We start from the raw sequence: 26,342 nt of genomic DNA on the forward strand, positions 1-26,342 counted from the left end.
GGCGCGGCGTCCCCGAAGGCGACGGGGGGCGCGAGCGCGACCCGGGGTGGCGAGGAACGGCCCGGCCCGGAGAGTGGTCCTCCGCGCCGGGCCGCCGCATCGACTGCTGTCAGTTGGTCACGCAGTCGGCCGACACACCCGGGCCGGTGCCGGTGCCCTGGAAGCCGAAGTTGGTCGACTGCCGGCCGAGGACACGTCCGTTGTAGCTCACGTTGGTGAACCCTACGGATCCGCTGGTGCCGCTGACCTGCGCGTTCCAGGCGCTGGTGACAGAGCCGTTGGGCAGCGCGACGGTCACGGTCCAGCCGTTGATGTCCGACTTGCCGGCGGTGACCGTCACGCTCGCGGTGAAACCGCCAGCCCACTGGTTGACCGCGATCGACGCGTAGCAGCCGTCACCGGCCGGCGGCGTGGTCGGCGGAGTCGTCGGCGGAGTCGTCGGCGGGGTGGTCGGCGGCGTCGTCGGAGGGGTCGTCGGCGGGGTGGTGGTGGGCGGGTTGGGCGCGCCGTTGGCCAGGCTGAAGGCCAGTTCGGGCTGGAACGAGCCGGCCGTGAAGCGGCAGCCGTCCGCCTCCCCCGGCGGCTTCACCCACAGGTACGCGTCGATGTTGCCGTCGCCGGTGTTGGTCGTCGGGTACTGCCCGATGCGCCGGTCGGTGTTGTCGTCGCCGCACCAGTCCCCGCTGGCACCCCCGTTACGGCTGGTGTCGATGACCTGGCGCTTGCCCGAGATCCCCATGCCGTTGAGAGCGGAGATGACCCCCCGACCGAAGTTCGCCTCGTTGGAGGTGGAGTTGTAGTTCGAGACGTTGGTGAAGAAGCCGTCGGCGTACTGCACGCCGGCTGCCCGAAGCCGGTTGGCCGTCTCACCAGCGCTGTTCCAGGTGGAGTGGCCGCCGTCGAGGTACACCTTGGCGTTGGGGTTGCCCGACTTGATGGTCCGGGTGGCCGTCGAGATCGCCGCGTTGCGCGCGTTGATCTCGGCGCTGCTCAGGCACGTCAGCAGAGCGAGCGAGTCGGTTTCCAGGATGATGATGACGGTCTGGTTGCCCAGTCCCCTGGCGAAGTTCGACACCCACGTCTGGTACTGGTTAAGGTCGGGCGCCCCACCGGCGCTGGCACCGCCGCAGTCCCGGTTGGTGATCTCGTAGACGGCCAGGACCGGGATCTGCTGCGCCGCGTTGGCGGCACCGATGAACCCGGAGACCTCGGACTGCACGGTCGAGGGGTTGAAGTTGGCGAACCAGCGCGCCTGCGGCTGACTCGCGACCTTGTCCCGGATGACGGCCGTACGCGAGTCGCCCGGGTTGGCGGCGACCCAGCGGACGACGGCCGAACTCGGGTCACGGTAGAGCGACCCGGACAGCGTGCCGGCGGAGGCGCTGCTGACGGCGAGGCAGACGCCGACGGCGGTGGCGCCCGCGACGGCCGCCACGCTGAAAGCCGCCGATCTGCGGCGGAGCGAGGAGAGGATAGCCACGACGTGTTGCCTCCAGATCACATAGATGTATCTAAGTTCATGGGAGCGTTCCCACGGTAGCTGAGGCGCGTGCCGCTGCCAAGGTGCGCGGGCATGCTCGCTCAGGGTCTGCGAGACGAGACCGCCGGCTTCTCCGACTGTCGAGGTCGCTGATCGACCGGGGGACAGCGGACCAACCCGTCAGCGGGCGGCGGACAAGGCGTACTAGCCTGTCGCGGTGGCGAGCAATTCTCAGGTGAGCGGCGGGTTCTCCGGCACGCTACGGGCGATCCTCAGTTGCGTGATCGCACTGGCGGTCGGGGTCGGGGCGATCTATGTCCTCGGACCCTGGTCCGTTGAATCTCCCGCGCCGGCAGACCCGCCCCGCCCCTTGGGGGCCCCGGTGAAGGCGGCCGGACGGACGGTGTCCGTGCTCGGCGCGGGGGACATCCTGCTGCACCCCGAACTGTGGGACCAGGCTCGGCGCGACGGTGGCGGTGAGTTCGACTTCGCCCCCATGCTGGCGCCGGTGCGGGAGACCGTTTCCAGCGCGGATCTGGCCCTGTGCCACCTGGAGACCCCGCTGGCACCGCCGGGAGGCCCCTACATCGGCTTCCCGAAGTTCAACGTGCCGCAGGAGGTGGTCAAGGGCATCAAGAGCACCGGGTACGACGGTTGCTCCACCGCCTCGAACCACACGATCGACCAGGGGTACGACGGCGTCAAGCGGACCCTCGACGCGTTGGACAAGTCGGATCTTGGGCACACCGGCAGCTACCGGACCGAGCGTGAGTCCCGCACCGTCAAGATCTATCGGGCCAAGGGCGTGAAGGTCGGGCACATCAGCTTCACCAAGAGCTTCAACGGTCTGCGCCCGCCCGCCGACAAGGAGTGGGTGGCGAACCTCATCGACGTGAAGGCCATTCGGCGGGACGCGGCGGCGGCCCGGGAGGCGGGCGCGGAGATCGTGGTGGTCAGCCTGCACTGGGGCACCGAGTACGAGCACGAACCTGACGTCGACCAGCAGACCTGGGCCCGTCAGATCGCCGCCATCGACGACGTGAACGTCGTCTTCGGGCATCACGCACACGTCGTCCAGCCGGTGGAGCGGATCGGCGACACCTGGATCGTCTACGGGATGGGCAACCAGATCGCCCGGCACGCCGAGCCGGTGAACGCCAACCGTGACGGCGCGATGACCCGGGTGACGTTCGGTCCGGCCGGCGAGACGAAGAGGTGGAAGGTGGTGGCCATCGAGGCGATCCCCACCTTCGTTGATCTGAATCCGGACATCCGTCTGGTCGATCTTGAGCGGGCGTTGGCGGATCCGGCCCTCTCCCCAGGGCGCCGCCGGATCTACGAGGCCGCGGTCGAGCGGATCGAAGGCAACCTCTTAACCAGGGCCGCCGACACCGCAGGCCTGGTGGTACGCGGAGTGCCGCGTAAGTAACAGCCGCAACTGAGCCGACACAAAGGCGAAATCGTCACAGATCTCGTGGTGGCACACCTTGCTAGCATTCGCGGCGGCCAGCGGCCGTCGCCTGGCTGACGAGCTGGACAGGCAGCGGTCCAGGAAGTAGCTCGACGGGGAAGGTTGTCGTTTCGTGTCAGGCAGGTCGGCGCAGTACGCGCCATGGCAGTCGACGGCTGGGCCCGCAGACGATCATGAACAGTTGCTGGCCTGGAGGCGACGGGCGCTCGACCAGCAGTTGCCGGCCGCGTCCTTTCCCGCCGGCACGAGCGCACCCTCACTCGTCTATCTCTGGACCACGATGTTCGTGGTCGCCATGGCGATCCTCGGGTTCGCGGTCAGCGCCGAGCGTGGGGTGCTCCCAGCCATCGTCGACTCCCAGCGTGACGTCGTGTCCAAACTGGCGTCGAGCATGCAGACCGAGGCCCGCAACCGGGCGACCAACCTCAGCCGGACCGTGCAGGACCGGGGCACCACTAGCGACGCCGATCTGCTGACCCGCCTGGTCGGGGAGGGCGCCGGCTTCACCGGCGCGGTGATCGTGGAAACCGCCTCCCGGCGACCTCTCGCCGCCAAGGGCGCGGCGCTACCGCTCGACCTCCTGCCGCCGGTGCTGGAAGTCGACAGGACGATCGCCGCCACCACGGCTGATGGCCCGGTGCTGGTCTATGCCGTCGCGCTGGACGACACCCGGGCGGTACTCGCACTCCAGCAGGTCACCATGCGAAACCTGCGACTCAACCCCGACGCGGGACATGGCGTTCACATGATCGGGCCCGACGGCAAGAGCAGCCTGATGCAGGGGGCCAGTGCGGTCGACGCCGTGCACCTGCCGACCGTCTTCGCCGGCCTGGCCGGGTCCGACTCGCCCCAGAGCCGCGAGGTGGTGGTCAAGGAGTGGACGGACCGCAGGCTCGTGGTGTCGTCCGCGCCGGTGGGTGAGACCGGGCTCGTGGTCGTCTCCCTGCTCGCGGCGGACCTGAGCGCGGGAACCTCGGGCACCAAGGGGGTGCTGCTCGGGCTCAGCCTGCTGCTCGTGACACTGCTCAGCTTCGTACTCATGCGCATGTCGCTGGTCCGGCCGGTCCGGGCGCTGCTGAACCAGGCCAAGGCCGACGCCTGCGGCGTGATGACCCGGCGCCGTCCGCCGATGCGCATCCGCGAGGCGCACCGGATCACGCGGGCGTTGGCCCTGGCCTCCGGCGACCAGTACCCGCCGGACCAGCGGTGGCGGCCAACCGTCCTCCAGGGTCTGACCGTCGCCGTGGTGGTCGCCATGCTCTGGCCGGCGGCGGCCACGGTGGTCGCGTTGCAGGCTACCGATCCGACGATTCCCGTGCAGTTGGTGCGGGATGCGGAGAGCCGGGCAGAGGAGGCCAGCAACGCCCTCGGGCACCTGCTGGATGACGGCCTGACCACCGTCTCCCGGGTCTCGCAGGGGATCACCTCGAAGGACCTCGGGCAGGCGGACCGGACCCTCGACCGGGAACTCGCCGCCGAGCAGCGGCTGCGGGCCTTGTACCTGGTCGACCACGACGGAAAGATGGTGGCCGGCGCGGGCCGGGAACCGCTGCGGACCGTCGCGCCGCTGCCAGGCGAGGTCGGCATCCATCTCGACGACACAGCCGAACGGTTGCCGCTCGTGTACGCCTTCAACCAGCGCTCCGACGGCTTCGCTGTGGTCGGTGAGTTCGACCCGGACCGCCTGCTCGGGCTGGTCCGTCGGGTGGATGGCCGCGTCCGGGTCGTCGACGCCGAGCTGCGGACGATCCTGGATTCGGAGGGCTTCCAGGCGTTCCAGCCGCTACAGGGCGAGTTGGCCCGAAGCGTCGCCGTCGAGGTGCTGCCAGGCAGCACTGTTGGCCGGTCGACCACCGAGGACGGTACCCCGGCGATGGTCGCCGCCTCCGGTCTGACCGTGCCGACGACAGTCGCCCACCTTGAGTGGGCGGTCGTGCTGGAGCAGGACGTCGCCGCGTTGCGCCTGCCCACGATGGTGGAGCGGCGGTGGACCCTGCTTGTGGCCGGGGCCGTGGTGGGCATCGCCCTTCTCACCCACCTGTGGCAGCTCTACATCTTCGTCCGGCCGCTGCGGAGGTTGAGCTCCTTCGCCGAGCGGATGGCCGACGGGACCGTGGATCTGCCCGTCCCGCCGCAGCGCCACGACGACATCGGTGCGATCGCGATGTGCCTGGAGATCTGTCGCCAGGTCCGACACACCGGGTCCGCCCGGTTCGGTGGTGCGCTGCGGCTACGCGGCGCGGGAGCCGACCGGACCAGTGTCCTCGCCCGCGTACGGCACGCGGCGGGGACTCGCAACCGGGCGACGAAAGGCTGAGCATGTTCTACCTCTACACCGTCTACAGCCTCTGCTGCCTCGCCCTCCTGGTGGCCGGCGTGATCGAGCAGCGGAACCACAACCGCAACCTCGACACCATCCCGCACCGGGTGCTCGTCAACGGGATCCGTGGCAAGAGTTCGATCACACGACTCTGCGCGGGCGCGTTGCGCGGCGGCGGCAAGGTGGTGGTGGCCAAGACCACCGGCACCGCCGCGAGGTTCATCTTCCCGGATGCCAGCGAGGAGCCGGTGCACCGCAAGTTCGGGATCGCCAACGTGGTCGAGCAGATCGGCATCGTCCGGCGGGCCGCCGTCTACCACCCGGATTCGCTCGTCATCGAGTGCATGGCTGTCATGCCGGCGTTGCAGGAGATCAACCAGAGCAAGCTCATCAGATCCACCATCGGGGTGCTCTGCAACGTCCGCGAGGATCACCTCGCCGAGATGGGGCCGACCCTCGACGACGTGGCCCGGTCGCTGAGCCGCTCGATGCCCGAGGACGGCATCTGCATCACCGCGGAGAAGGACCGACTGGCGATCCTGGAGAAGGAGGCAGCCAAACGGAACTGCCGACTGATCGCGGTCGACCCCGAGTCGGTGACCGACCAGGAGATGTCCGGCTTCGGCTGGATCACCTTCAAGGAGAACGTGGCCATCGCACTCGCCGTTGCCGAACAACTCGGCGTCGACAGGCACAGCGCGCTCACCGGCATGTGGTCGGCCCCACCCGACCCGGGAGTGCTCTCCGTGGCCCGGGTTCTGTACGGCGACAAGCGCGTCCGCTTCGCCAACATCTTCGCCGCCAACGACCCGGAGTCGACGTACATGAACATCGAGCAACTGGAGAAGCAACGGCTCATCAGCAAGCCGTTGACCATGGTCATCAACTGTCGACCGGACCGGGTGGAACGGAACGGCCAGATGGGTACGCTCGCCGGCCGGGTACAGCCGCAGTGCATCGTGCTGATCGGTGAGATGACCCGCAGCGCCAAGGTCAACGTTCCCGCCGAGTTGCAGAGCCGGGTGGTCGACCTGGGCGGCAAGCTCCCGTCGGAACGGCTGATCAGCGAGGTCATGGCGGTGACGGCGGAGGATGCCTCCATCGTCGCCGTCGGGAACATCCACGGGCAGGGTGAGGTGCTGCTGCACGAGCTGGCCGCCCTGCCGAGCTGGGAACCGCAGGACCACAGTCGTGCCGAATCGATGCTCCGTCCGCCGACCGCGCGCGCTTCCGCCGTGGACGGCGAGACCGTGTTCCTGGGAAGGACCTACCGGTGACATTCGGAGGAGAACTAAGCGCCCAGCTGGCCACCGCGTGCCTCGGCATCGGCCTGGTCTTCGCGCTGCTCTGTTATCTGACCACGAACCTCTCGCCAGGCGGGATGATCACGCCGGGCTGGATCGCGCTCGCGCTGATCGAGGACCCGCTCCAGGCTGCGGTGATCGTGGTCATGACCGTCGTCACCTACGCCCTCACCCGGCTGATGCAGCGCATGGTGATCCTCTACGGCAAGCGCCTCTTCGCCGCGATCGTCCTGCTCAGCGTCCTCCTCCAGATGACTCTGTTCGTGATCGTCCAACGGGACCTGCCGCTGCTCTTCGCACACCAGACCCTGGGCTTCGTGGCACCGGGGCTGATCGCCTACCAGCTCGTACGCCAGCCGCCGAAGGCGACAGTGCTGGCCACCGTCATGGTCACCGTCATCACCTACGGGGTGGCGTTCAGCGGCGTCGTGGCCGGCTTCGTGCCGGTCACCTGAGGCCCCACACCGACGAGGGACAGGCATGAACTACCGGACTTACTCCCGCAGCCGCGCCATGCTGATGACCGTCGCCGCCTTCGCTCTGCTGAGCGGCGGCAGCACCTTCGCCTACGTCATCGCCCGGCACAGCGCGGCGGATCCGATCGAGCTGAGCCTCGGCGCGCAGGCCGCGCAGGCGGCCGTGACCAGCGGCTCCGGCTACAGCTACCGACGGTTGACCGCGCCGAACCGGACACAGATGGTCGACGCCAAGGGCAGGACCGTCGCGATCATGACCGACGGTGCCCGCACTGTGCACATCAGCGGCCCGAAGCGGACGTTCGCCGAGTCGCGGTTCACCAAGGCCAAGGTCCCCGCCGAGCTCTGGGTACGACTGGCACCACGGGAGTGGCGGGCGGGTGCCGAGAAGGAGAAGTGGTTCACCGACTGGTTCCGAAAGGCCCGTACCGACCGCTCGCCCGACGTGCTGGCGGTGGCCCGGGAGTACACCTACGTCGCCGTGCCGAAGAAGGACGCGAAAGGCCGGCAGTACTCCGGGGACGCCGCCTTCGGGCCTCTGTCGGACATCGACCCGGACGGTCGCGCGGAGAACTCCGACTTCTACGACTACCTCGGTGTGTCGTGGGAGTTCCCCGACAAGAAGGAGAAGCCGACGGCGTCGCACATCCGCAGCCTGGACTGCTCGGGCTTCCTGCGCATGGTCTACGGCTACCGGATGGGCTACCCGCTCCTCGGCACGAACAACGCCGGCCCCGGCCTGCCCCGGCGGGCGACCGCGATGGCCTCGGTGGGACCAGGGGCCCTGCTGATGCCGAACACCGGTAAGCGGGCCCGGGAGCTGGATCGGCTGCTCCCCGGCGATCTCCTGTTCTTCAACGCCGGGCCGGTGCAGGGCGCGAACATCGAGCACTCCGGCATGTACCTCGGCGTCGACGACCGGGGACACCACAGGTTCATCTCTAGCCGTACCACCGCGAACGGCCCGACCATGGGTGACCTGGGTGGCGAGTCCATCCTGGACGGCACCGGCTACTGGGCCCTGCGCTGGCGGACGGCCCGCCGGATCTGACCTCGACGGCGACCCTGCAACGGGTCAGGCCACGGCGAGCTGCGCCGCGAGCACTTCCGCGACACGGCCACGGGCCTCGGCGTCCCGCCGGACCGACCAGCTCAGCTCCAGGTGGACGAAGACCGCTTCCAGCTCCGCCGCGGCCCGGCCCTGCTGGTTGGTCTTACCCTCAAGCTGGCCGCACTTCCGCACCCACGCCCGACAGGTGTTCAGCCCGGCCCCGGAGAGGCCGTCCGCGATCCGGCGGGCCACCGGGGTCACCGGAGCCGACCCCGTCGACACCACCGCGTCGGACGTGGGCAGGTTCCGGTCGGCGAAGCCGTGCAGTTGGATCTGGTCGAGGTCGTTCCTGGCGAACTCGGTCGCCAGGGTGTGGAACAGCGAGCGGTCGTTGTGGGCGACGTCCGCGTCGCTGTCGGCGGCCTGCCGGTGTGCCCCGGCGACGAGCAGCACGCTTCCCGGCGTCTTCCGGTGGACGGCCAGGCCCAGCTTCTCCGTGTTGATGTCGAAGCCGGGGTGCGGCACCTCGATCACCGTACGCGGCGCGGTGCCCCGGTCCACCAGCACGGCACCCCAGGAACGATCGTCCGACCCATCGGCGAGGTAGAGGTCGAACGGCCGGTCGGTGACCGGGTCCGTCCCATGATGAGCCCGGAAGCCGAGGTCGCCGAAGACCTGATCCAGGTCGTTGGCGGCATTCGGCTCGGTGACCAGCGACCGCGCTGCCCGCCGGGCCGTCGCCCGCTCCTCCGTGTCCGGGTCACGGTAGGGGTTGTCCCGGGAGAGGCCGGCGGTCAGCTCATCGATCAGCACCTCGGGATCGGGCCCTCGCTGCTGCTCGGATGTCGGCTTGGCGTCGGCGCACGCCCCCGAAACGAGCAGGGCCAGCGTCGCCGCGGCGATCAGCCCGCGGCGAGTTGAACCCGCGGCCGGAAGCGGTGTACGCACCCGTGCAGGCTATCCGATCATCCCCGGATGCCTTCCGGCTCGGCCCGCTGGCCCGGTCAGACCCGGGCCAGCCCGAGCGCGCGCACATCCACCGCCACATCGGGGCCGTAGGACTCGACGAGGCGGCGCTCGAAAGCGTCCGCGTCGATCGTGTATTCCTGTGGACCCTCGACCTCCAACACGTGCGCCGCCAGAACACAGCCGACCTGCGCCGCCCGCTCGATGGGCAGGTCCGCGGCGAGCGCGGCGAAGAAGCCGGCCCGGAAGCCGTCGCCGACGCCTGTCGGGTCGACGATGTCGCCCACCCGGGCCGCCGGCACCAGGACGTCGCCGTCCCGCCCGGTGATCCGTACCCCGTTGGCGCCCAGCGTCACGACCCGCACACCCACGCGGCGCAGGATGTCGTCTTCGCTGAGCCCGGTCTTCGACTCCAGCAGCGCCGCCTCGTACTCGTTCGTCAACAGGTAGCCAGCGCCGTCGATCATCGCCTCGATGTCGGCCGACGGCATCCGGGCCAACTGCTGTGACGGGTCGGCGGCGAAGGGCAGGCCCAGCCGACGGCAGGCCGCGGCGCGGGCGAGCATCGTGTCCGGGTTCTCCGCGGCGACGATGACGAGCCCGAGCCCTCCGGCGCGCTCGGCGACACCGTCGAGGCTGATCCGGTCGGGCTCGCCCATCGCGCCGGGATAGAACGAGGCGATCTGGCAGAGGTCGGTGTCGGTGGTGCAGATGAACCGGGCGGTGTGGGCGACGGAGCTGACCTGCACCTCCGAGCAGTCGACCCCGTGCCGCTCCAGCCAGCTGCGGTAGTCGCCGAAGTCACCGCCGACCGCGCCGAGCAGCACCGGCCGGTGCCCGAGTTGGGCGAGCCCGAAGGCGATGTTGGCGGCGACCCCGCCGCGCCGGACGACCAGGTCGTCGACGAGGAACGAGAGCGAGACGGTGTCGAGGCTGCCGGCGACGAGTTGCTCGGCGAACCGCCCCGGAAAGCGCATCAGATGGTCGGTCGCGATCGAGCCGGACACGGCGATCATGCGGAGGGCCCTCTCAGTAGCGGTAGTGGTCGGGCTTGTAGGGCCCTTCGACCGGGACGCCGAGGTAGCTGGCTTGCTCCTTCGTCAGTTCGGTGAGGCGGACACCCAGCGCGGAGAGGTGGAGTCGGGCCACCTTCTCGTCCAGGTGCTTGGGAAGGGTGTGGACACTGATCGGGTACTGGTCGGTCCTGGCGAACAGCTCGATCTGCGCGATGGTCTGGTTGGCGAAGCTGTTCGACATCACGAAGCTCGGATGACCGGTGGCGTTGCCCAGGTTCAACAGCCGGCCCTCGGACAGCACGATGATCGAGTGGCCGTCGGCGAAGCGCCACTCATCCACCTGCGGCTTCACGGTGATCCGCTCGACATCGTCGCGTTTCGCGAGACCTGCCATGTCGATCTCGTTGTCGAAGTGGCCGATGTTTCCCACGATCGCCTGGTGCTTCATCCGCGCCATGTGCTCGTTGGTGATCACGCTGAGGCAGCCCGTCGCGGTCACGAAGATGTCAGCGGTCTCGACCACGTCGTCGATGGTCGCGACCTGGTAGCCGTCCATCGCCGCCTGGAGGGCGCAGATCGGATCCACCTCGGTCACGATGACCCGTGCACCCTGACCACGCAGACTCTCGGCGCAGCCCTTGCCGACGTCGCCGTAACCGAACACCACGGCGACCTTCCCGCCGATCAGCACATCGGTGGCCCGGTTGATCCCGTCGATCAGCGAGTGCCGGCAGCCGTACTTGTTGTCGAACTTGCTCTTGGTCACCGAGTCGTTCACGTTGATCGCCGGGAAGAGCAGGCTCCCTGCCTGCTGCATCTCGTACAGCCGGTGCACGCCCGTGGTGGTCTCCTCGGTCACCCCCCTGATCCCGGCCGCGACCCGCGTCCAGCGGCGGTTGTCCTCGCGCAACGACCGCGTCAACACACCGAGAATGACCTCGTACTCCTCGGAGTCCGCGCTCTCCGGCGACGGGACCGCGCCGATCGCCTCGAACTCGGCGCCCTTGTGCACCAGCAGCGTGGCGTCACCACCGTCGTCGAGGATCATGTTCGGGCCCTGACCGTCCGGCCAGAGCAGCGCCTGCTGGGTGCACCACCAGTACTCGTCGAGGGATTCGCCCTTCCAGGCGTAGACCGGGACACCCGCCGGGGCGTCCGGGGTGCCGGTCGGGCCGACCACGATCGCCGCCGCCGCGTGGTCCTGGGTGGAGAAGATGTTGCAGGACGCCCACCTGACCCGAGCGCCGAGCGCCACCAACGTCTCGATCAACACGGCCGTCTGGATTGTCATGTGCAGCGAGCCGGTGATCCGAGCGCCCTTCAACGGTTGCCGCGAGGCGAACTCCCTCCGGATCGACATCAGACCCGGCATCTCGTGCTCGGCCAGCTCGATCTCCTTACGCCCGAAGGCTGCCAGCGACAGATCCGCCACCTTGAAATCGCTGAAGTCACCAGTCATGTCCGCACCTCCCCCACCAGTGTCGAGAACCGATGGAGTTCGGTTCAACCGCGCACTTGCTCGGTCGGAAGACGCGACAGGTCCGTCTACTCCGGCTGGTTGGGAGTGCCGCGACCCAGCTCATAGGGGGACGTGACGCCCTCGTAGGCGAGGTGCATCACCATGCCGTTGGCCGCGTGGTCGAGGTTGTGGCAGTGGTCCATCCAGAGACCCGGGTTGTCCGCCGTGAAGGCGATCTCGTAGATCTCGCCGGGGATCACGTCGAGGCTGTCGATCCACCACGGTGACCCGGTCGCGGCGACCCCGTTGCGGGACAGGACCAACGCGTGATGGCCGTGCAGATGCATCGGGTGGTTCTGGTGGCTGCGGTTGACGATCCGCACCTTGACCACGTCGTCCGCCCGGACCATGAGCGTCGGCGTGTCGGGGAAGCTGTGCCCGTTGATGATCGGCACCAGGTGGAGACCCCCGTTGTAGAAGGACAGCCGGTCGTCGAGGAGCTGGGTGAACGAGCGGTCGTACGACGAGCCGGCGTCGAAGGGACGCGAGCCGCCGGAGCCGTACGACAGGGGGTCGAACCGGTCCCCATCGTCGACGATCCTCGGCGTCGACGTGTCGCCCGGTGGCGCCAGGACCAGCCCGGCGTCGCGGTTGGCGAGGTCCGTCAGCCGCACCGGGACCGCCGGCATCGTGAACGTCACGTCGTAGCGTCCACCGGTCGCCAGCCCGAACCGCGGGTCGGTCAGCGGGGTCGGACCGTTGACGTCGACCCCGTCGATCGCCGCCACCCGTACCGGTGTGCCGTTGACCGTCAGGGACCGCGGACGGCTGTCGGTGGACGGGTTGTTGTCGGTGTTGACCAGACGCAGCCGCACCGGAGTGCCCGGGGCGACCTCCTGGCGTTGCAGCGTGTCACTCGTGCCGAACGAGACGATGGCGTCGGTCGGCGTACGCCACTCGTGGGCCTGCACGACGAAGTCCCGCTCGCCGGGTGGCGGTCCGCCGCGCGGCTCGACGATCAGCGCGCCGAACAGGCCCCGCCTGATCGCCTCCAGTGGGTTCTGGTGGGTGTGGTACCAGAAGGTGCCGACCTGCTCGGCGAGGAACCGGTAGGTGAAGCTGCCGCCCGGCTCCACCGCGTTCTGCGTCGCGCCGGCCACGCCGTCCTCACCGTTGGGGACGTCGAGACCGTGCCAGTGGATGGTCACGTTCTCGTCGGGAATCTCGTTGTGCAGCGTCACCTCGACGAGGTCTCCCTCGCGGACCCGCAGCTCCGGCCCGGGCGACTGTCGGTTGTACGTCAGCGCCTCGATCTCCGCGCCCGACGAGAGCCGTACCGTCGCGTTCTTCGCGGTCAGCGTGAAGGCCCTGTCGGGCCTGCCGGTCCGCGGCCCACGCAGGTCGTCGACGGAGACCCCGCGATGACCGCCGTGACCGAACGACGGGCCTCCGCCGTAGTCGACGTTGTCGTGCGACATCATGCTCATCCGGTCGGGCAGCCTGCTGCTCTGCGCCACGTAGGTGATGGCGGCGGCGACGACCAGCACCACGACGGTGGCCTGCGCGGTGGCGCGCAGATTGCGGGCCCGCCGGCCCCGGCGCGCGAAGTCCGTGGCGGTGACGACCCGCAGGCGACTCCCCTGCCAGAACCACAGCACCACCGCCGACAGCAGGATCGGCGCGGAGTGGGTCGCGATGTCGTCGAGGTAGGACGGGACCGGACGGGACACGTACGCGAAGTAGACGCCGACAACTGTCGCCACGGCCGTCACCTGGACCGGCACGACGAATCGAGGGTCGGCGGCGGAGCGCGTCCCGGCGTCGACCGGTGCGTTGTCGCGGCTGGCCAGGGCGCGCAGGCCCGGCACGGTCCAGAGTGCGACGGCCAACATCGGCAGCAGCAGGAGCGGCATCTGCACGATCACGCGGTTGTCGGCAAAGATCCAGTCGACGGCGAGCATCAACCCGATCGCGACGCACTTGACGATCAGCACCACCAGCGCGGCGACGAGCAGGCGCAGCAACCGACGGGCGCTCTTCCGCAGCGCCTCGGGTGTCGGCCGCCAGGCCAGCCGCGTGGCGAGGATCGCCGCGGACAGCCAGATCAGGAACAGGACCCCGGCCAGGATCCCGTCGGCGTTCTCTCCAACCTCGAACATGACGCCAACGTACGAAGGCTGCGTACCGCGTGGCATCCGCCGAGGACCGGCCGGTGCGTACGGGAATCGCCGTAGCCCGCGCCACCCGGGAAACAGGGGCCGTAGTCAGCTGCCGGGCGCGACGAGCCCCGTCTGGTAAGCGAGGACGACGAGTTGCGCGCGGTCGCGGACGCCGAGCTTGACCATGGCTCGGTGGACGTGGGTACGGGCCGTGGCCGGGCTCATCGACAGCCGGCGTCCGATCTCCTCGTTCGTCAGCCCGATGGCCACCAGGCTCATCACCTCGCGCTCGCGGTCGGTCAACACCGCCAGCCGGCCGCCGTCGACGGGCGTCGGTGCGACCTGGCTGACGAACGCGCTCACCAGCCGGCTCGTCACCCGCGGCGAGATCAACATGTCGCCGCCGGCCACCACCCGCACCGCCTGGCGCAGCTCGTCGGGCTCGATGTCCTTGAGCAGGAAGCCACTCGCGCCGGCCCGCAGCGCCTCGAAGACGTACTCGTCGAGCTCGAAGGTGGTCAGGACGATGACCCGCACGGCCGGGAAACGCTCGACGATCGCGGCCGTGGCCCGCACGCCGTCGAGCACCGGCATTCGCACGTCCATCAGCACGATGTCCGGCCGGGTCGCGGCGACCATCTCGACAGCCTGGGCGCCGTTGGACGCCTCACCGACCACCTCCAGGTCGTCGCTGTGGTCGAGCAGGCCCCGGAAGCCGGCCCGCACGAGTGTCTGGTCGTCCGCCAGCACCATCCGGATCGTCACGCTGTCTCCCCCACCTCGACCGGCAGCCGCGCGGCCACCCGGAACCCCCCACCCTCCGGCCGGGGCCCGGCCTCGAGGGATCCGCCGGTGGCCATGGCCCGTTCCCGCATGCCGGCTACCCCGTGCCCCCGCCGGCCAGCCCCGGACCCGACCCCGTCGTCGACGATCTCCACTGTGACGGCGTCGCCCGCGTAGGCGATCGTGACGTCGACCGTCGTTGCTTCGGCGTGCTTGACGGTGTTCGTGATCGACTCCTGCACGATCCGGTAGACCGAGAGCGCCACCTCCGGCGGGACCGGGCGTGGGGTGCCCGCGATTCCCGACCGCACCTTCACGCCGGCCTGTTCGGCGACCGCGAAGACACGCGCCAGATCGGGTACCTCACCGGCGTCGCGGAGCATGCCGATGGCCGAGCGGACCTCGTGCATGGCGTCACGTGCCGCACCCCGGATGCTCCGCAGCGCCGCCCGCGCCTCGGCCGGCTTGCTGTCGAAGATGTCGTCAGCGAGGCTCGCCTGCACACTGATCGCGGCGATCGTGTGACCGAGTACGTCGTGGACCTCGCGGGCGATGCGGAGCCGCTCCTGGGCGACCTCGTGTTGACGCTCCTGGCGCATCACAGCGAGACGGTGCTGTGCCTCGGCCAGCCGGACCCGGCGGGTGCGGATCGTCTCGGCGAGCAGCACCACTGCCGCGAGCAGCGAGCCCTCTTCGAGGGTGGCCGAGAGAGCGGGGAAGAAACCCTCGCCGAGCAGCGTGTACCGCATGATCAGCTCAAGGACGACGAAGAACCCGGCGACGACGAGCGCCCAGGTGAACCGGCCTGCGGCCGCGACGGAGAAGAGGGCGGCGGCCAGCGGGAGGGCGGGCGGGATGCCCGGGTACTCGAGGACGTAGTAGATCATCAGCGCGGTGACCGAGCCGACCAGCACCAGCAGCGGCCAGCGGCGTCGGAAGACCAGCAGCAGCCCGATCACCGCGCCGATCGCGTAGGCACGCGCGTCCGGCGGCCGGGCACCGGGCTCGTCGGCGACCCGGATCGCCACCGCCACCACGGCCGCGACGACGACCGCGATGAGGGCATCGATCGCGATTCGCCTGACGGCCGGGTTCATGTCCGCAACGGTACGACGCGCGCACGGTCCGTCAGCGAAGGGCCCTTCCCTACCGTGAACTGTTCGCAAAGGCCTGTCGGCTCAGCCGCGGGGCCCGGAGCCGGTCGACTCCGGGCCCTCCCTCTGCCGAACTCAGGGGCTGGTGCAGGTGACGCTGCCGGGCGCGGTGGCACCGTTGCCCGTGGCGGTGAACCCGAAGGTGGTCGACGCGCTCGGGCCAACTGTGCCGTTGTAGGCGGCGTTCCTGACTGTGACGCTGCCGGTGGTGCCCGTGTTGATGCCACTCCACAGACTGCTGATGGCCTGACCACTGGCCAGAGTCAGGCCCACCGTCCAGCCGTTCAAGGGCGCGGTGGAGGTGTTGGCCACTGTCACCTCGACCTGGAAACCGCCGGGCCAGGTGTTGGTCGTCCGGTAGGTGGCAGCGCAGGTGCCGGGCCCCCCGGTCGGCGGCGGGCTGGTCGGCGGATCAGTGGGCGGGTCGGTCGGCGGGTCGGTCGTCGGCGGCGTGGTCGACGCGAACTGGCTGAAGAACCTCCAGATTTCCCCCGAGGTCCAGGTCCGCGAGTCGTTGGGGCTGCCCGAACCGTCCACCGGGCTCGGGGTGTGGTCCCCGTCGAACGCCGCCCACTGCACCGGGTAGCCGGCCCGGCAACCCGCGTACGTCGTGGTGATGTGGGTGAGGCTGCCTCGGCTCGGCTCCCGTGGGCTCTGCGCGGTGCAGCCGTTGTTTCGGACGAACGTGTCGCGCAGTTGGCGACCCTGGGAGATGTTCAGCACGCTGTCGTAGATGCCGTGGATGCCGAAGTAGGCGACCGGCTGCGTGCCCCCGTTGCACCCGCTGAGGTTCGCGCCGGACAGGACGGTGACCGCGCGGATGATCGTGGGCCGGGCGCACGCCACCGCGTAACTCATCGCTCCGCCGTAGCTCCAGCCCAGGGCGAAGCGCTGGGTGGTGTCCACGCACAGATCGTTCTCGATCTGCCGGGAGATGTCGTCGAAGAGGGTCAGGTCCCGACCGTTGGTGTTGGCCCAGCCGGCGTTGAGGCCCTGCGGGGCAACGAAGATCGCGCTGTTGTTCGACAGCGGCTGGAGCCCGTAGTAACCGGCCGAGGTGACGTTGTTGGCCGAGCCGTTCAACCAGTGGAAGCCGAAGATCAGCCGGTAGGGGCGGTTCCGGTCGTAACCGTCCGGGATCCGCAGGTTGTACGTACGACTCTGTCCGCTGCTCTGAATCGTCCGCGTCCCGCTGGCGAGCGTGGGGGCCTTGCCGCAGCCGGCGGTCGCCGCGAGGGTGCCGTTGGTGGCGGCCACCGCCGTCGCACCGAAGCCGCCGCTCAACACGCCGCCGGTGGTGGCCGCGAGAACAAGCGCCGCGGCCGCGATGGATGGGAGGAAGAACCTACGTCTCAGCATTGCTGGGGCTCCTTGCCGTTCGACGACCAACAGGGGTCGCCTGGCATCGACGGGGGCCCGGACTGGTCACCGACCGGGAAGGCCGCGGGAGGGGGCGGGCCCCTCGGCGCGTCTTCGCCGCTGGCTCGGGTGACCGGGAGCGTGCCCTTCACTCCCGGGTGAAAGATAGCATGTTATCGATAACACACCGAGCCGATCGGGCCTCCCGGGCTCACGTCCCGAGCGGCCGGGCCGCCCACTCGACAGCCACTTCGTGCAGGTCACCGGCGCGAAAGTGCGGGGGCTCGTGCAGCAGGAAGTCACGGTGGCTGATGTTCCAGGCGTACGCCCCGGCCATGCTGAAGGCCAGCACGTCACCCACGCCGATCGGCCCCGCGGTGGCCGAGAAGGACAGCACGTCCTTCGGGGTGCAGAGTTGCCCGACCACGGTGACCGGCCCGCCGTCGGTGCGGGGGCCGCCGGCACCCGGCCGTGGGTGCACTGTGAACGGCTGCGCGTGCCCCTTCGCCGCCGGAGTCCGTAGGTGGTGCGTCCCACCGGCCACCACCACGAACCACTCGCCGTAGGAACGCTTCACGTCGACGACCTCGGTGAGGTACGCCCCGCAGTAGGCGGTGACCGACCGGCCCGGCTCGATGCGCAGCCGCACGCCCGGGTGCCTGTCGAGGACGTCCGCCAGGGCCTGGCCGTAGCCCGGCCAGTCGAACCGCGCGTCCGGGTCGGTGTAGTCGACGGTCATGCCGCCGCCGACGTCGACCTCGGCGGCGTCGACCTCGGCCGCCGCCCAGTCGACCACGGCGGCGGCGACCGTCGCGGCGAGCGGTGCGTCCAGTCCGCTGGCCAGGTGGGCGTGGATTCCGCGTACGTCGATGCCGGCGGGCGGGCGGCGGGCGCACGCCACCGCGTCGGCCGGGTCCATGCCGAACGGGCTGGGTCCACCGCCCATGACCAGGCTCGCGCCCGGCGCGTCGACAGGCAGGTTCACCCGCAGCAGCACCTGGGCCGACCGGCCCGCCGCGGTGGCCAGCGCGCCGAGTCGCGTCAGCTCGGTGGGGGACTCGACGTGGATGCGGCGCACCCCGGCGGCGAGAGCGGCGGCGAGGTCCGCGTCGGTCTTGCCCGGTCCGGCGTACGCGGCGGGCGCCCGTCCGGGCAGCACCTCCGCCAGCCTGCGCAGCTCGCCCCGGCTGGCCGCCTCGAACCCGTCGACGATCGGCGCGAGGGTGCGCAGCACACCGGCATCCGGATTGGCCTTGACCGCGTAGAGCAGCTCGACCGGCCGGGGCAGCGCCGCCCGGATGGCGCTGGCCTGCCCGGCCAGCGCGTCGAGGTCGTGGACGTAGACCGGTCGGGTCATAGTGGCCCACCCATCGGGTTCGGCACCGGCACGAACGGCGCGGCCCGGTCGGCGTCACGCCGCCACCGGACCAGCAGGTTCGCCTTGGCCAGCAGCGGTTCCCCGGTCAGCAGCGCGCGCAGCTCCGCCGGCTCACCGAGGTCGGCGGCCACCGCCTCGACGACGGCGCGCACCTCCTGCCACAGCTGCCGTTCGATTCCCGAGCGCGCGTCGGCGAGGGCCCCGCTGATCCCTCCGAGGTGGTTGACGAACAGGCAGTAGACGATCCGGCGGTGGGCGGCCCGGGGACCGTAGCGGACCTGCGCCGGGACGCCGTCCGGCCAGGTGTCCCACCGGTCGGCGTCCAGCTTCACCCCCTCCAGGTCGCGCAGCAGCATGCGTACCGGATGGTGATCCCGGTCGAGCACGACGACGACGTTCTGCAGGTGCGCCTCGTGCACGACGCCGTGGCTGAGCCAGCTGCGCAGCACCGCCGGCACCAGCAGGCCGACGTACGCGCGCCACCAGGCCACCGGATCCGACGTCACCAGCGGCGTCGCGGCCAGAGCCGCCGCCAGCACCGGGGTGTCGCCGGGACGCAGGTGCGGACGCAGACCGCCGCGCAGGATCGTCCCGTACGCCTCGTCCGGGCCCGGGACGTCGACAGTGCGGTAGGCGGGCTCGGCGAGCAGCCCCACCCCGTCCGGCAGCGGCACCCGGGCCAGCAGCTCGGTCAGCGCCACCGCTCCGGTGAGCTCGTAGCGGGCGTTCTTGCGCAGACAGTTGGTGATCCGCACGTGCAGGCTGGTCTTCACGAACAGGTCGGCCTCGGGGGCGTAGAGGGTACGGACGCTCGCCGTGGGTCGTACCGGCACACCGGCCGCCCCCAGGTCACGCAGCCGTGGGTGGGTGGGCGGGATCAGCGACAGCTGCCAGGGGTGCACCGGTAGGACGCGGTACCCGCGCGGGGGACGTGGCGGGTCGAGCGCGGCCACCAGCGGATCGAACGGCCCGGCGTCGGCGGTCAGGTCGTCCGGTACGGCCAGCCAGTGCAGCCGGAACGCGGTGCGCAGCTCCGGCGCGTACGCCCGCCAACTGTCCGGGTCGCCGCTGCGCCATTTCGGGGTGGGGTGGTGCGGGTGGCCGAAGACCAACGACTGCTCGGAGTCGACGTACGCGTCGATGGCGGGCTCACCGGTGGGGGTTGGATCCTCGGCCGGTCGGTCGGCCAGCAGCCGGGCCACGGTGTCCCGGCTGGCCCTGACCTGCTCGGCGAACTCGTCGTTGACCAGGCCGGTACGGGTGGTGAGTTCCGCCGTGACCAGGGCGGCCAACCCGTCCGCGTCCAGGTCCTCCCACCGTCCACTGCCCGTGCTGCGTTGGACCGGGCCGCTGTAGCGGTGCGCGCCGAGCGGCGAGGTTCGCGCGACCTCACAGCGCACTGTGACGTCGAGGTGCCGCAGTAGCAGCCGTACCGCGCCGTCGACAACGGTCGGGGTGCCGTCCGGCGGGGCCAGCTCGCGCAGCAGGCAGCCGAAGAGGGCGTGGGCGGCGGCCAGGTCGGCGCGCTGACCGGTGTCGGTGGCCGGCCGGGAGCGCAGCTGGGCGCTCGTCATCGTGTCTCCCGGAGGTAGTTCGGGCCGGTACGCAGGTAGTACTTGTTGATGTCGGTGCAGCCGAGCCGCTGTTTGGGCAGCAGGGTGCCGGCGGTGAGCATCGCCTTGATGGGCAACTGGGCGGCGTGCAGGACCTGCTCGGTGAAGGTCCGCACCGCCGGTCCGTCGCCCCACCGGTCGCGGGCGGCGGCGAGCCGGGGCACCAGCGCCTCGGCGGGTGTCGGCACGGGCAGTCCTCGGGCGGCCAGGGCGACCAGTGGCGCGGCGGCGGCCAGGTGCAGGGTGATGGTGATGAACACGTCGGCCAACTCGTGCGGGTCGCGCGCCCACATCCGGTCGTCGTGCAGGGCGAGCCCGTTCACGCCGTCGTGTCGTCTGTCGAGCCGGGCGCCGTCGTTGTCCTTGTAGAGCAGGCCGACAGTGCCGTCCGGGTGCACCAGCAGGTGGATGTTCTGCGGGTGCGCCTCCAGCGCGATCCCGTGGCGCAGCCAGAGGAAGACGTGCCAGTCGAGCAGCAGGTCCAGGTAGGACTCCAGCAGCGCGACGGGCCGCTGCGGGCTGATCCGTTCGAGGACCGTGCCCGCCGCCGGGTCGGCGGCGGCGAGGGCCGCGACCGGCACCACCTGGACGCCGCCCAGGTCGCGCGGAAATCGGCGCAGCAGGAAACCGCGGCGCTCGTCGCCGTCGACGTGCGCCCAGGTGCTCTCGTCGGCGTGCCGGATCCGGCCGGCGAAGCGGGGTTCGGCGGTGGCGATCCGGTCGAGCAGCCCGGCGACGGCCGCGCCGTCGGCGAGCGAGCCCGGTTGCAGCGTGCGTCGGTTACGCGCGCCGAGACTCGCGGTCGGCAGCGGCAGTTTGAGATGCAGGTACGGGTCGTGGTCGAGCGCCACCGTCCGCATGGAGAGGGTGGGTCGCACCGGGGTCACCGGCAGGTCGACCACCGCGAGCGCGTCGCGGGCCACGGTGATCGGATGCGCTGGCAGCAGCAGCTGATCCGGTCGCGGCGCGCTCGGCCACCACGCTGGCAGCTCGCCAGCGAGTCGGACGTCGTCGGCCGGGACGGCGTACCAGCGCAGCGCGAACCGTGGGGCGTGCTCCGGGGCGTACCGGAGCAGTTCGTCGTCGCGAAGACCGTGCCGGCACCGGTCGGTGGGGTAGACGGGGTGGCCGTGGTGGGCGGCGAGCACGTCGTCCAGGAGCGCCGCCGGCAGGCCGGACGGGGTGTGCGCGCGTTCGGCGGCCACCTCGGTGAGCACCCGTGCCCGGTTGCGGGCGGCGAGGCGTCGGGCCCGCAGGTCGGCACGGCACTCGACGCCGAAGTCCCGCCAGCCGGCCTCGGCCTCGGCGTTGTCGTACGGGGCGAGCAGCGTCAACAGTCCGTCCAGCGTCTCCGCGCGCTGCGTCTCGCCGGCGCGGGTCACCAGCAGCACCATCGGCGCGGCGCTGCGCAGGGCCTGCTGGAACCCGTCCGCCCGGACCGGAATGCGCAGCAGTCCGTCGGGGTGCGGCACCTGCCACCAGCCGGGGCCGTCCGCTCGGCCGGCGCTGCGCAGACCGAGGTGATCCTCGCGCAGCAGGGCGTCGAGCACCCGGGCGAGGACCTCCCGCTCACAGTCGTCGCTCACCCGACGATGGTCCACTGGAGGCTGTCGCGGAGGCCGGTCAGCGACTGCCGGACGGTGGCCTCGTCGGGGCCGATCCCGTGCAGCACGGCGAGGTAGTCGCGGTTCGTGCCGGTGTGCTCGGCGGTGCGGCCCACCTCGCGCAGCGGACGGCAGGCCAGCCGGACGTCGCCGTCGACGGTGTCGAGGGGCCCCGGTGCGGCGACGAGACGGCCGGAGCGGTCCGCGCAGACGTACTCGACCCGGGCGTAGCGGTCGACGGTGTGGGGCAGGCCGAGGGCGGCCAGCGGTTCGCCGAGGTGCAGCCGGATGACGTACTCGAACAACGGCACACCGAGCAGGTCGGCGAGGATCAGGTCCATCCGGTCGCCGATGAGACGGTAGTTCACCTCGATGAGCCGGACCCGGCCGGCGGAGACGACGTACTCGGTGTGGCAGGCGCCGAAGCCGACCCCGAGGGCGTCGAGCCGCTCCCGCAACCGGATGCGTGCCTGCTCCGCCGGGGGCGACCAGGCGAGGCTCTCCTCGGTGAAGGTCGGCGGCGGGCCGAGGCCGGTGCGCCATCCGCCGAGGGAGGCCAGCTCGGTGCCGTCACCGAGGGTCTCGAAGGTCCGCAGCTCACCGGCGAGGTACTCCTCGACCACCAGTGCCACGTCCGGCCGCCGGCCACGGATCTCGGCGACCCGGGCGACCAGCTCGGCGTTGTCGGTCACCAGGTAGGCGTCCTCACTGGCCACTCCCTCGCGGGGTTTGACCACCGCCGGGTACATCACTGTCGGCACGTCCGGCGTGGCGCCGGGGTCGACGGTGACGGTGCGTACCAGATCGAGGCCCGCAGCGGCGATCGCCCGGCGGGCCGCGGCCTTGTCCTTGCAGAGACGGGCGGCGTCCGGGTCCTTGCCGGGCAGGCCGAGCTTTCGGGCGGCGATCGCGGTGGCCTCCTGGAGATGGTCGCTGTTGGACAGTAGCGCCAGGGGCCGGGCGGGGGCCGCCGCCGCTACCACAGCGGCCGGGTCGCGGACGGCGCAGCGCGCCACCCGCACGTCGGCCGGCCATTCGGCGGGCCGGTCGGTCAGCACGGTCGTCGACAGCCCGAGCGACGCCGCCGCCGGGAGTAACCCGTCCAGGAGCGCGTCGGTGGGGTTGAGCGCGGTCAGGTACAGCTGCATACCGCCTCCGTCGACTACCACGATGTCGCTATTAGGGTAGCCTATCCTTATTAAACGGATTTGCTGCGGTCTGCCCTATGTAGCAACCCGGCGGCCACCAGGCCACCGATCAACACCGCAGCCGCGCCCACCAACTGCCCCGTCTCCAGCGCCGAGGCGAAGGCGACGGTCACCGCCTCCCGCTCAGCTCCTCCACGGGCTGCGGCGAGGGCCGCGGGAAACGACCCGGCGCCGGCCAGGGCCGCCGGCAGCAGCGCCGCGAACCGGGCGTTCAGCACGGCACCCAGCACCGCGATGCCGAGGCTGCTGCCGACCTCGGTCATGGTGCCGTCGACACCCGCGCCCGCGCCGGCCTTCGCCGTCGGGATCGCGCTCATCACCGCCTCGACGATGGCCGGATTGGCCAACGCGCAGCCGACACCCATGACGAGCAACCCGACCAGCAGCACCCCGTACCCGTCGGACGGAAAGACTGTGACCAGCGCGAGACCGGCCGCGAGCAGCGTCATGCCAACGGCGATGGCGACCGCGAGGCCGAGCCGACGGATCACACTCGCGACGACGCCGCTGACATTGAGCAGCACGATGGACAGCGCGAAGGGCGCCATCCGCAGACCGGCCTCCCAGGCGGGGTAACCCCTGACGAACTGGAGGTGCTGGGTGAGCAGGAACAGCGCGCCGGTTGCGCCGAACGTGATCAGCACGACGCCGGAGATCGCACCGACGAAGCGCCGGTCCCGGAAGAAGCGCATGTCCAGCATCGGGTGCGTGATCCGTCGCTCCCACCGCACGAAGATCCCGAGCAGGAGTACGCCGACGACCGCCGCGCCGACCACCTCGGTCGAGGCCCAGCCGCGCTCCGGCCCGGAGATGATCGCCCAGACGACAGCGGTCAGACCAGCGGTGGAGAGCACGGCGCCCAGCACGTCGAGTCGGCCGCCGGCCGGCCCGCGAGACTCCGGGACCAGCGCGCGAGCGACGAGCAGGCAGACCAGCACGATCGGCACGTTCATCAGGAAGATCGCGCCCCACGGCAGATGCGCGAGGATCGTGCCGCCGATCGGTGGCCCGACGGCGAAGCCCAACGCGCTGGTGGCCGCCCAGATGCCGATCGCCCGGGACCGCTCGGCGGCGTCGAAGACCTGCATCGCCACCGCGAGCGTCGCGGTGACCAGCAACGCCCCACCGACGCCCATCCCGGCCCGCGCGGCGATCAACTGCCCGCTGGTGCTGGCCAGACCGGCGGCCAGCGAGCCGACCCCGAACAGGACCAGCCCGGCGAGCAGCATCCGACGGCGGCCGTACCGGTCGGCGGCGCTACCGGCGGTGAGCAGCAACCCGGACAGCACCAACGCGTACGCGTTGATCATCCATTGCACCTCGGCGGTGCTGGCGCCCAACTCGGTGGTGAGCACCGGCACCGCCACGGTCAGCACGGTGTTGTCCAACACCACTACCAGTTGCGCGACGCACAGCACGGCCAGGATGAGCCATCGCTGTGGAAGTCGTGCCGATGTCGCGGTGTCGGTGGCCGGCTGGACCGTGGTCACGCCACCGCCTTGACGCCGTCCACCGCCGGCTGCTCGGAGGGCTGCTCGACCGCCGGGCCGACGGCGGGGCCGGGCCGGTGCGGGAACCGCCGCTGGTGGACGAGGCCGAGGGCGACACCGGCGGCCACCAGCACGATGGCCGCGACCGCGACCGCCGGGTAGCCGACCCGGTCGGCCGCCGCGAGACCGATGGACGCCGCCACGAACGAGCAGACCAGGCCGAACGACGACAGCACAGTGAAGTCGGTACCGCCGGTGTCGGGCCGGGAGTAGTCCATGTTGACCGTGTAGAGCACGACGTTGGCGACGGTGTAGGCCACCATGAAGCAGCAGAGCGCGGCGACCGTCCCGCCCAGCGGCGCGCGGCCGTTCATCAGCGGCAGCAGCAACAACGTCGACACCGTCAGCGCCACGCCGCCGACCACGAGCACGCCACCGCGCCCGAACCGCCCGATCCCGAGCCCCGCCACCAGGCCCGCCACGATGGCCGGGACGCTGGTCACCACACCCGTGACGACGCCGATCCGACCCAACGACCACCCGGCGTCGACCAGCGCCGGGGTGACCAGGGCGTACGCCATGCCCGCGCCGACGTAGACCAGCGGCACCACGCCGAAGGTCCACCACCGGCAGCCCGGCTGGCCGAACACCGACAGCAACGCCCGGTAGGAGGTGCCGACCCGTTCCACCCGGTCGGTACGGGGAGGCTCCTGGAACCGCCACACCACCAGCAGGCCGACCGCCGTCATCGCGACCAGCAGGCCGATCGCCGGCGCCCAGCCGAACTGGTCGTAGACCAGGACGCAGGCGCCGCCGCCGAGCAGGTTGCCGAGGTAGCTCGCCGCTACCTGGATGCCGTTGCCGGTTCCCCGGGCCGAATCGGCCAGCATCCGGACCGCCACGGCGTCCACGGCGATGTCCTGGGTGGCCGAGAAGAACACGTACGCGGCGCAGATCGCCACGATCGGGCCGAGCGCGTCGGCCGGACTGGCGAAGGGCAGCAACGCCAGCAGGGCGAGCACCAGAGCGGTCTGGAGTACGAGCAACCAGGAGCGGTAGTGGCCGCGGTGCCGTGAGCCGTACCGGTCGAGGATCGGTGCCCAGAGGAACTTGATGGGCCAGATCAGACCGACGATCTGCAACAGCGCCAACGTGTCCAGCGAGGTGCCACCGTCGCGCAGGATGGCGGTGAGCCCGACGGTGATGAAGCCGACGCCGAGGTACTGGGTGACGTACAGCGCGGTCAGGGTGCCGAGGCGGCCCTTCATGCCGCTTTCCAGTAGCCGAGGGAGGTCAACCGGTCCTTGTCGACGCCCAACGTCTTGCGGAGGTGCCGGGTGATGCCCCGGGTGGTTGCCGCCTCGCAGGCCACCCAGTAGTGGCCCGCGCCGCTGGTCGGCACTGCCGCGCAGACCGTGTCGACGAGGTGCTGACCCTCGTCGCGCCGCGGCACCCAGGTGATGTCGTGGTGCTCACGGGCCCGCAGCGCGAGTGCCTTCTCGCCCTCGTGGGCGTACTCCAGCCACACCGTCGCCGGGATGTCGGCACCGGCGTCGAGCAGGCTGTTCACCGCGGGCAGCGAGGCCGCGTCACCGACCAGGTAGAGGTGCTCGGGCGCGGGGTCGGGCAGCTCGAAGGCGCTGCCCTGCACTGTCGCGCTGATGGTGTCGCCGACGGTGGCCGTGGTGGCCCAGCGGGCGGCGCAGCCGTCGTGGATGGCGAATTCGAGGGTGAATTGGCCGGTGGCCGGGTCGGGGTCGACCAGCGTGTACGCGCGTTGGTGGGCTCGGCCGTCGTTGTCGAACCACAGCCTGATCCACATGGTGGGGTGCACCCCGCACGCCTCCAGCAGGCCACCCCCGTCCAGGAGGAGTCGCTGGTAGTGCCCGTCGACTGACTCGGTGCCCAGGACGGTCAACTGAAAGTCCCGCCCTCCCATGGCCTTGAGGACCAGGGCCTCCCAGTTCCGTTTCACGCACCCCTCCAGGTAAGGTCATCCTTGGTTAGGGGAGGTTAACCTAAGTTGCGCCCCGGATGGAACAGAGGACAGC

20 protein-coding genes are annotated in these 26,342 nt (G+C 70.7%); 5 read left to right on the top strand and 15 right to left on the bottom strand.

Translation table 11 applies throughout. The annotated features are described in order from the left end of the window. Positions 1 to 109: 109 nt before the first annotated feature. A complete protein-coding gene (locus ACFYPG_RS08410) occupies positions 110 to 1,480 on the bottom strand; it encodes a glycoside hydrolase family 6 protein (RefSeq protein WP_387351116.1) in 1,371 nt (456 codons plus the stop codon). Positions 1,481 to 1,697: 217 nt separating this feature from the next. Here ACFYPG_RS08410 and ACFYPG_RS08415 point away from each other — a divergent pair, with 217 nt between their 5' ends. From ACFYPG_RS08415 to ACFYPG_RS08435, 5 genes are all read left to right on the top strand, one after another. Continuing rightward, on the top strand, positions 1,698 to 2,909 hold the full coding sequence (locus ACFYPG_RS08415) for a CapA family protein (protein ID WP_387351118.1): 1,212 nt from the start codon (positions 1,698 to 1,700) through the stop codon (positions 2,907 to 2,909). Between the two features lie 154 nt (positions 2,910 to 3,063). Continuing rightward, positions 3,064 to 5,268, top strand: coding sequence for a HAMP domain-containing protein (locus ACFYPG_RS08420; RefSeq protein WP_387351120.1), 2,205 nt, complete (start codon positions 3,064 to 3,066; stop codon positions 5,266 to 5,268). 2 nt (positions 5,269 to 5,270) lie between these two features. Then, positions 5,271 to 6,548: a poly-gamma-glutamate synthase PgsB gene (gene pgsB / locus ACFYPG_RS08425; RefSeq protein ID WP_355005072.1), complete on the top strand. Its 1,278-nt coding sequence runs from the start codon at positions 5,271 to 5,273 to the stop codon at positions 6,546 to 6,548. Next, positions 6,545 to 7,030, top strand: a complete 486-nt coding sequence (locus tag ACFYPG_RS08430) for a poly-gamma-glutamate biosynthesis protein PgsC/CapC (RefSeq protein WP_355005071.1) — start codon at positions 6,545 to 6,547, stop codon at positions 7,028 to 7,030. Before pgsB ends, ACFYPG_RS08430 begins: the two co-directional genes overlap by 4 nt. A gap of 25 nt (positions 7,031 to 7,055) precedes the next feature. Then, positions 7,056 to 8,102, top strand: a complete 1,047-nt coding sequence (locus tag ACFYPG_RS08435; RefSeq protein WP_355005070.1) for an NlpC/P60 family protein — start codon at positions 7,056 to 7,058, stop codon at positions 8,100 to 8,102. A gap of 24 nt (positions 8,103 to 8,126) precedes the next feature. Here the strand turns inward: ACFYPG_RS08435 and ACFYPG_RS08440 are convergent, their stop codons facing one another. The 14 genes from ACFYPG_RS08440 to ACFYPG_RS08505 form a co-directional block, all read right to left on the bottom strand. Continuing rightward, a complete protein-coding gene (locus ACFYPG_RS08440; RefSeq protein ID WP_387351123.1) occupies positions 8,127 to 9,050 on the bottom strand; it encodes a hypothetical protein in 924 nt (307 codons plus the stop codon). A gap of 56 nt (positions 9,051 to 9,106) precedes the next feature. Then, positions 9,107 to 10,084 carry a carbohydrate kinase family protein gene (locus tag ACFYPG_RS08445; protein ID WP_355005068.1) on the bottom strand — a complete coding sequence of 326 codons (978 nt, stop codon included), beginning with the start codon at positions 10,082 to 10,084 and terminating at the stop codon, positions 9,107 to 9,109. A 13-nt stretch (positions 10,085 to 10,097) separates the two neighbouring features. After that, complete coding sequence (gene ahcY, locus ACFYPG_RS08450; protein WP_387351125.1) at positions 10,098 to 11,543, bottom strand: adenosylhomocysteinase; 1,446 nt, start codon at positions 11,541 to 11,543, stop codon at positions 10,098 to 10,100. 86 nt (positions 11,544 to 11,629) lie between these two features. Continuing rightward, a complete protein-coding gene (locus ACFYPG_RS08455) occupies positions 11,630 to 13,702 on the bottom strand; it encodes a multicopper oxidase family protein (RefSeq protein ID WP_387351127.1) in 2,073 nt (690 codons plus the stop codon). 105 nt (positions 13,703 to 13,807) lie between these two features. Then, positions 13,808 to 14,467 carry a response regulator gene (locus ACFYPG_RS08460; protein WP_387351129.1) on the bottom strand — a complete coding sequence of 220 codons (660 nt, stop codon included), beginning with the start codon at positions 14,465 to 14,467 and terminating at the stop codon, positions 13,808 to 13,810. Then, the gene (locus tag ACFYPG_RS08465) at positions 14,464 to 15,582 is read right to left on the bottom strand and encodes a sensor histidine kinase (RefSeq protein ID WP_387351131.1); all 1,119 of its coding nucleotides are present in this window, start codon (positions 15,580 to 15,582) and stop codon (positions 14,464 to 14,466) included. Before ACFYPG_RS08465 ends, ACFYPG_RS08460 begins: the two co-directional genes overlap by 4 nt. A 132-nt stretch (positions 15,583 to 15,714) precedes the next feature. Then, entirely contained in the window at positions 15,715 to 16,998 is a 1,284-nt protein-coding gene (locus ACFYPG_RS08470) for a cellulose binding domain-containing protein (RefSeq protein ID WP_387351133.1), read from the bottom strand. A gap of 211 nt (positions 16,999 to 17,209) precedes the next feature. Next, positions 17,210 to 18,355 carry an alanine racemase gene (locus ACFYPG_RS08475; RefSeq protein ID WP_355005062.1) on the bottom strand — a complete coding sequence of 382 codons (1,146 nt, stop codon included), beginning with the start codon at positions 18,353 to 18,355 and terminating at the stop codon, positions 17,210 to 17,212. Next, positions 18,352 to 19,950, bottom strand: a complete 1,599-nt coding sequence (locus ACFYPG_RS08480; RefSeq protein WP_387351135.1) for an IucA/IucC family protein — start codon at positions 19,948 to 19,950, stop codon at positions 18,352 to 18,354. The genes ACFYPG_RS08475 and ACFYPG_RS08480 overlap by 4 nt, the downstream gene beginning before the upstream one ends. Further along, entirely contained in the window at positions 19,947 to 21,575 is a 1,629-nt protein-coding gene (locus tag ACFYPG_RS08485) for an IucA/IucC family protein (protein WP_387351137.1), read from the bottom strand. The genes ACFYPG_RS08480 and ACFYPG_RS08485 overlap by 4 nt, the downstream gene beginning before the upstream one ends. After that, entirely contained in the window at positions 21,572 to 22,741 is a 1,170-nt protein-coding gene (locus ACFYPG_RS08490) for an acetyl-CoA carboxylase biotin carboxylase subunit family protein (protein ID WP_387351139.1), read from the bottom strand. The genes ACFYPG_RS08485 and ACFYPG_RS08490 overlap by 4 nt, the downstream gene beginning before the upstream one ends. Positions 22,742 to 22,791: 50 nt before the next feature. Further along, complete coding sequence (locus ACFYPG_RS08495; protein WP_387351143.1) at positions 22,792 to 24,291, bottom strand: MFS transporter; 1,500 nt, start codon at positions 24,289 to 24,291, stop codon at positions 22,792 to 22,794. Next, complete coding sequence (locus ACFYPG_RS08500; protein WP_387351144.1) at positions 24,288 to 25,559, bottom strand: MFS transporter; 1,272 nt, start codon at positions 25,557 to 25,559, stop codon at positions 24,288 to 24,290. The genes ACFYPG_RS08495 and ACFYPG_RS08500 overlap by 4 nt, the downstream gene beginning before the upstream one ends. Next, positions 25,556 to 26,266, bottom strand: coding sequence for a siderophore-interacting protein (locus ACFYPG_RS08505; protein ID WP_387351146.1), 711 nt, complete (start codon positions 26,264 to 26,266; stop codon positions 25,556 to 25,558). Before ACFYPG_RS08505 ends, ACFYPG_RS08500 begins: the two co-directional genes overlap by 4 nt. Positions 26,267 to 26,342: the final 76 nt, after the last annotated feature.

It is taken from the genome of Micromonospora sp. NPDC005553 (genome assembly GCF_042871765.1).
Taxonomy (GTDB): domain Bacteria; phylum Actinomycetota; class Actinomycetes; order Mycobacteriales; family Micromonosporaceae; genus Micromonospora.

Coding starts and splice junctions, on each gene's coding strand:
- pgsB (WP_355005072.1), top strand. CDS start 5,271: ATGTTCTACCTCTACACCGTCTACAGCCTCTGCTGCCTCGCCCTCCTG.
- ACFYPG_RS08435 (WP_355005070.1), top strand. CDS start 7,056: ATGAACTACCGGACTTACTCCCGCAGCCGCGCCATGCTGATGACCGTC.
- ACFYPG_RS08445 (WP_355005068.1), bottom strand. CDS start 10,084: ATGATCGCCGTGTCCGGCTCGATCGCGACCGACCATCTGATGCGCTTT.
- ahcY (WP_387351125.1), bottom strand. CDS start 11,543: ATGACTGGTGACTTCAGCGATTTCAAGGTGGCGGATCTGTCGCTGGCA.
- ACFYPG_RS08455 (WP_387351127.1), bottom strand. CDS start 13,702: ATGTTCGAGGTTGGAGAGAACGCCGACGGGATCCTGGCCGGGGTCCTG.
- ACFYPG_RS08465 (WP_387351131.1), bottom strand. CDS start 15,582: ATGAACCCGGCCGTCAGGCGAATCGCGATCGATGCCCTCATCGCGGTC.
- ACFYPG_RS08470 (WP_387351133.1), bottom strand. CDS start 16,998: ATGCTGAGACGTAGGTTCTTCCTCCCATCCATCGCGGCCGCGGCGCTT.
- ACFYPG_RS08475 (WP_355005062.1), bottom strand. CDS start 18,355: ATGACCCGACCGGTCTACGTCCACGACCTCGACGCGCTGGCCGGGCAG.
- ACFYPG_RS08480 (WP_387351135.1), bottom strand. CDS start 19,950: ATGACGAGCGCCCAGCTGCGCTCCCGGCCGGCCACCGACACCGGTCAG.
- ACFYPG_RS08490 (WP_387351139.1), bottom strand. CDS start 22,741: ATGCAGCTGTACCTGACCGCGCTCAACCCCACCGACGCGCTCCTGGAC.
- ACFYPG_RS08500 (WP_387351144.1), bottom strand. CDS start 25,559: ATGAAGGGCCGCCTCGGCACCCTGACCGCGCTGTACGTCACCCAGTAC.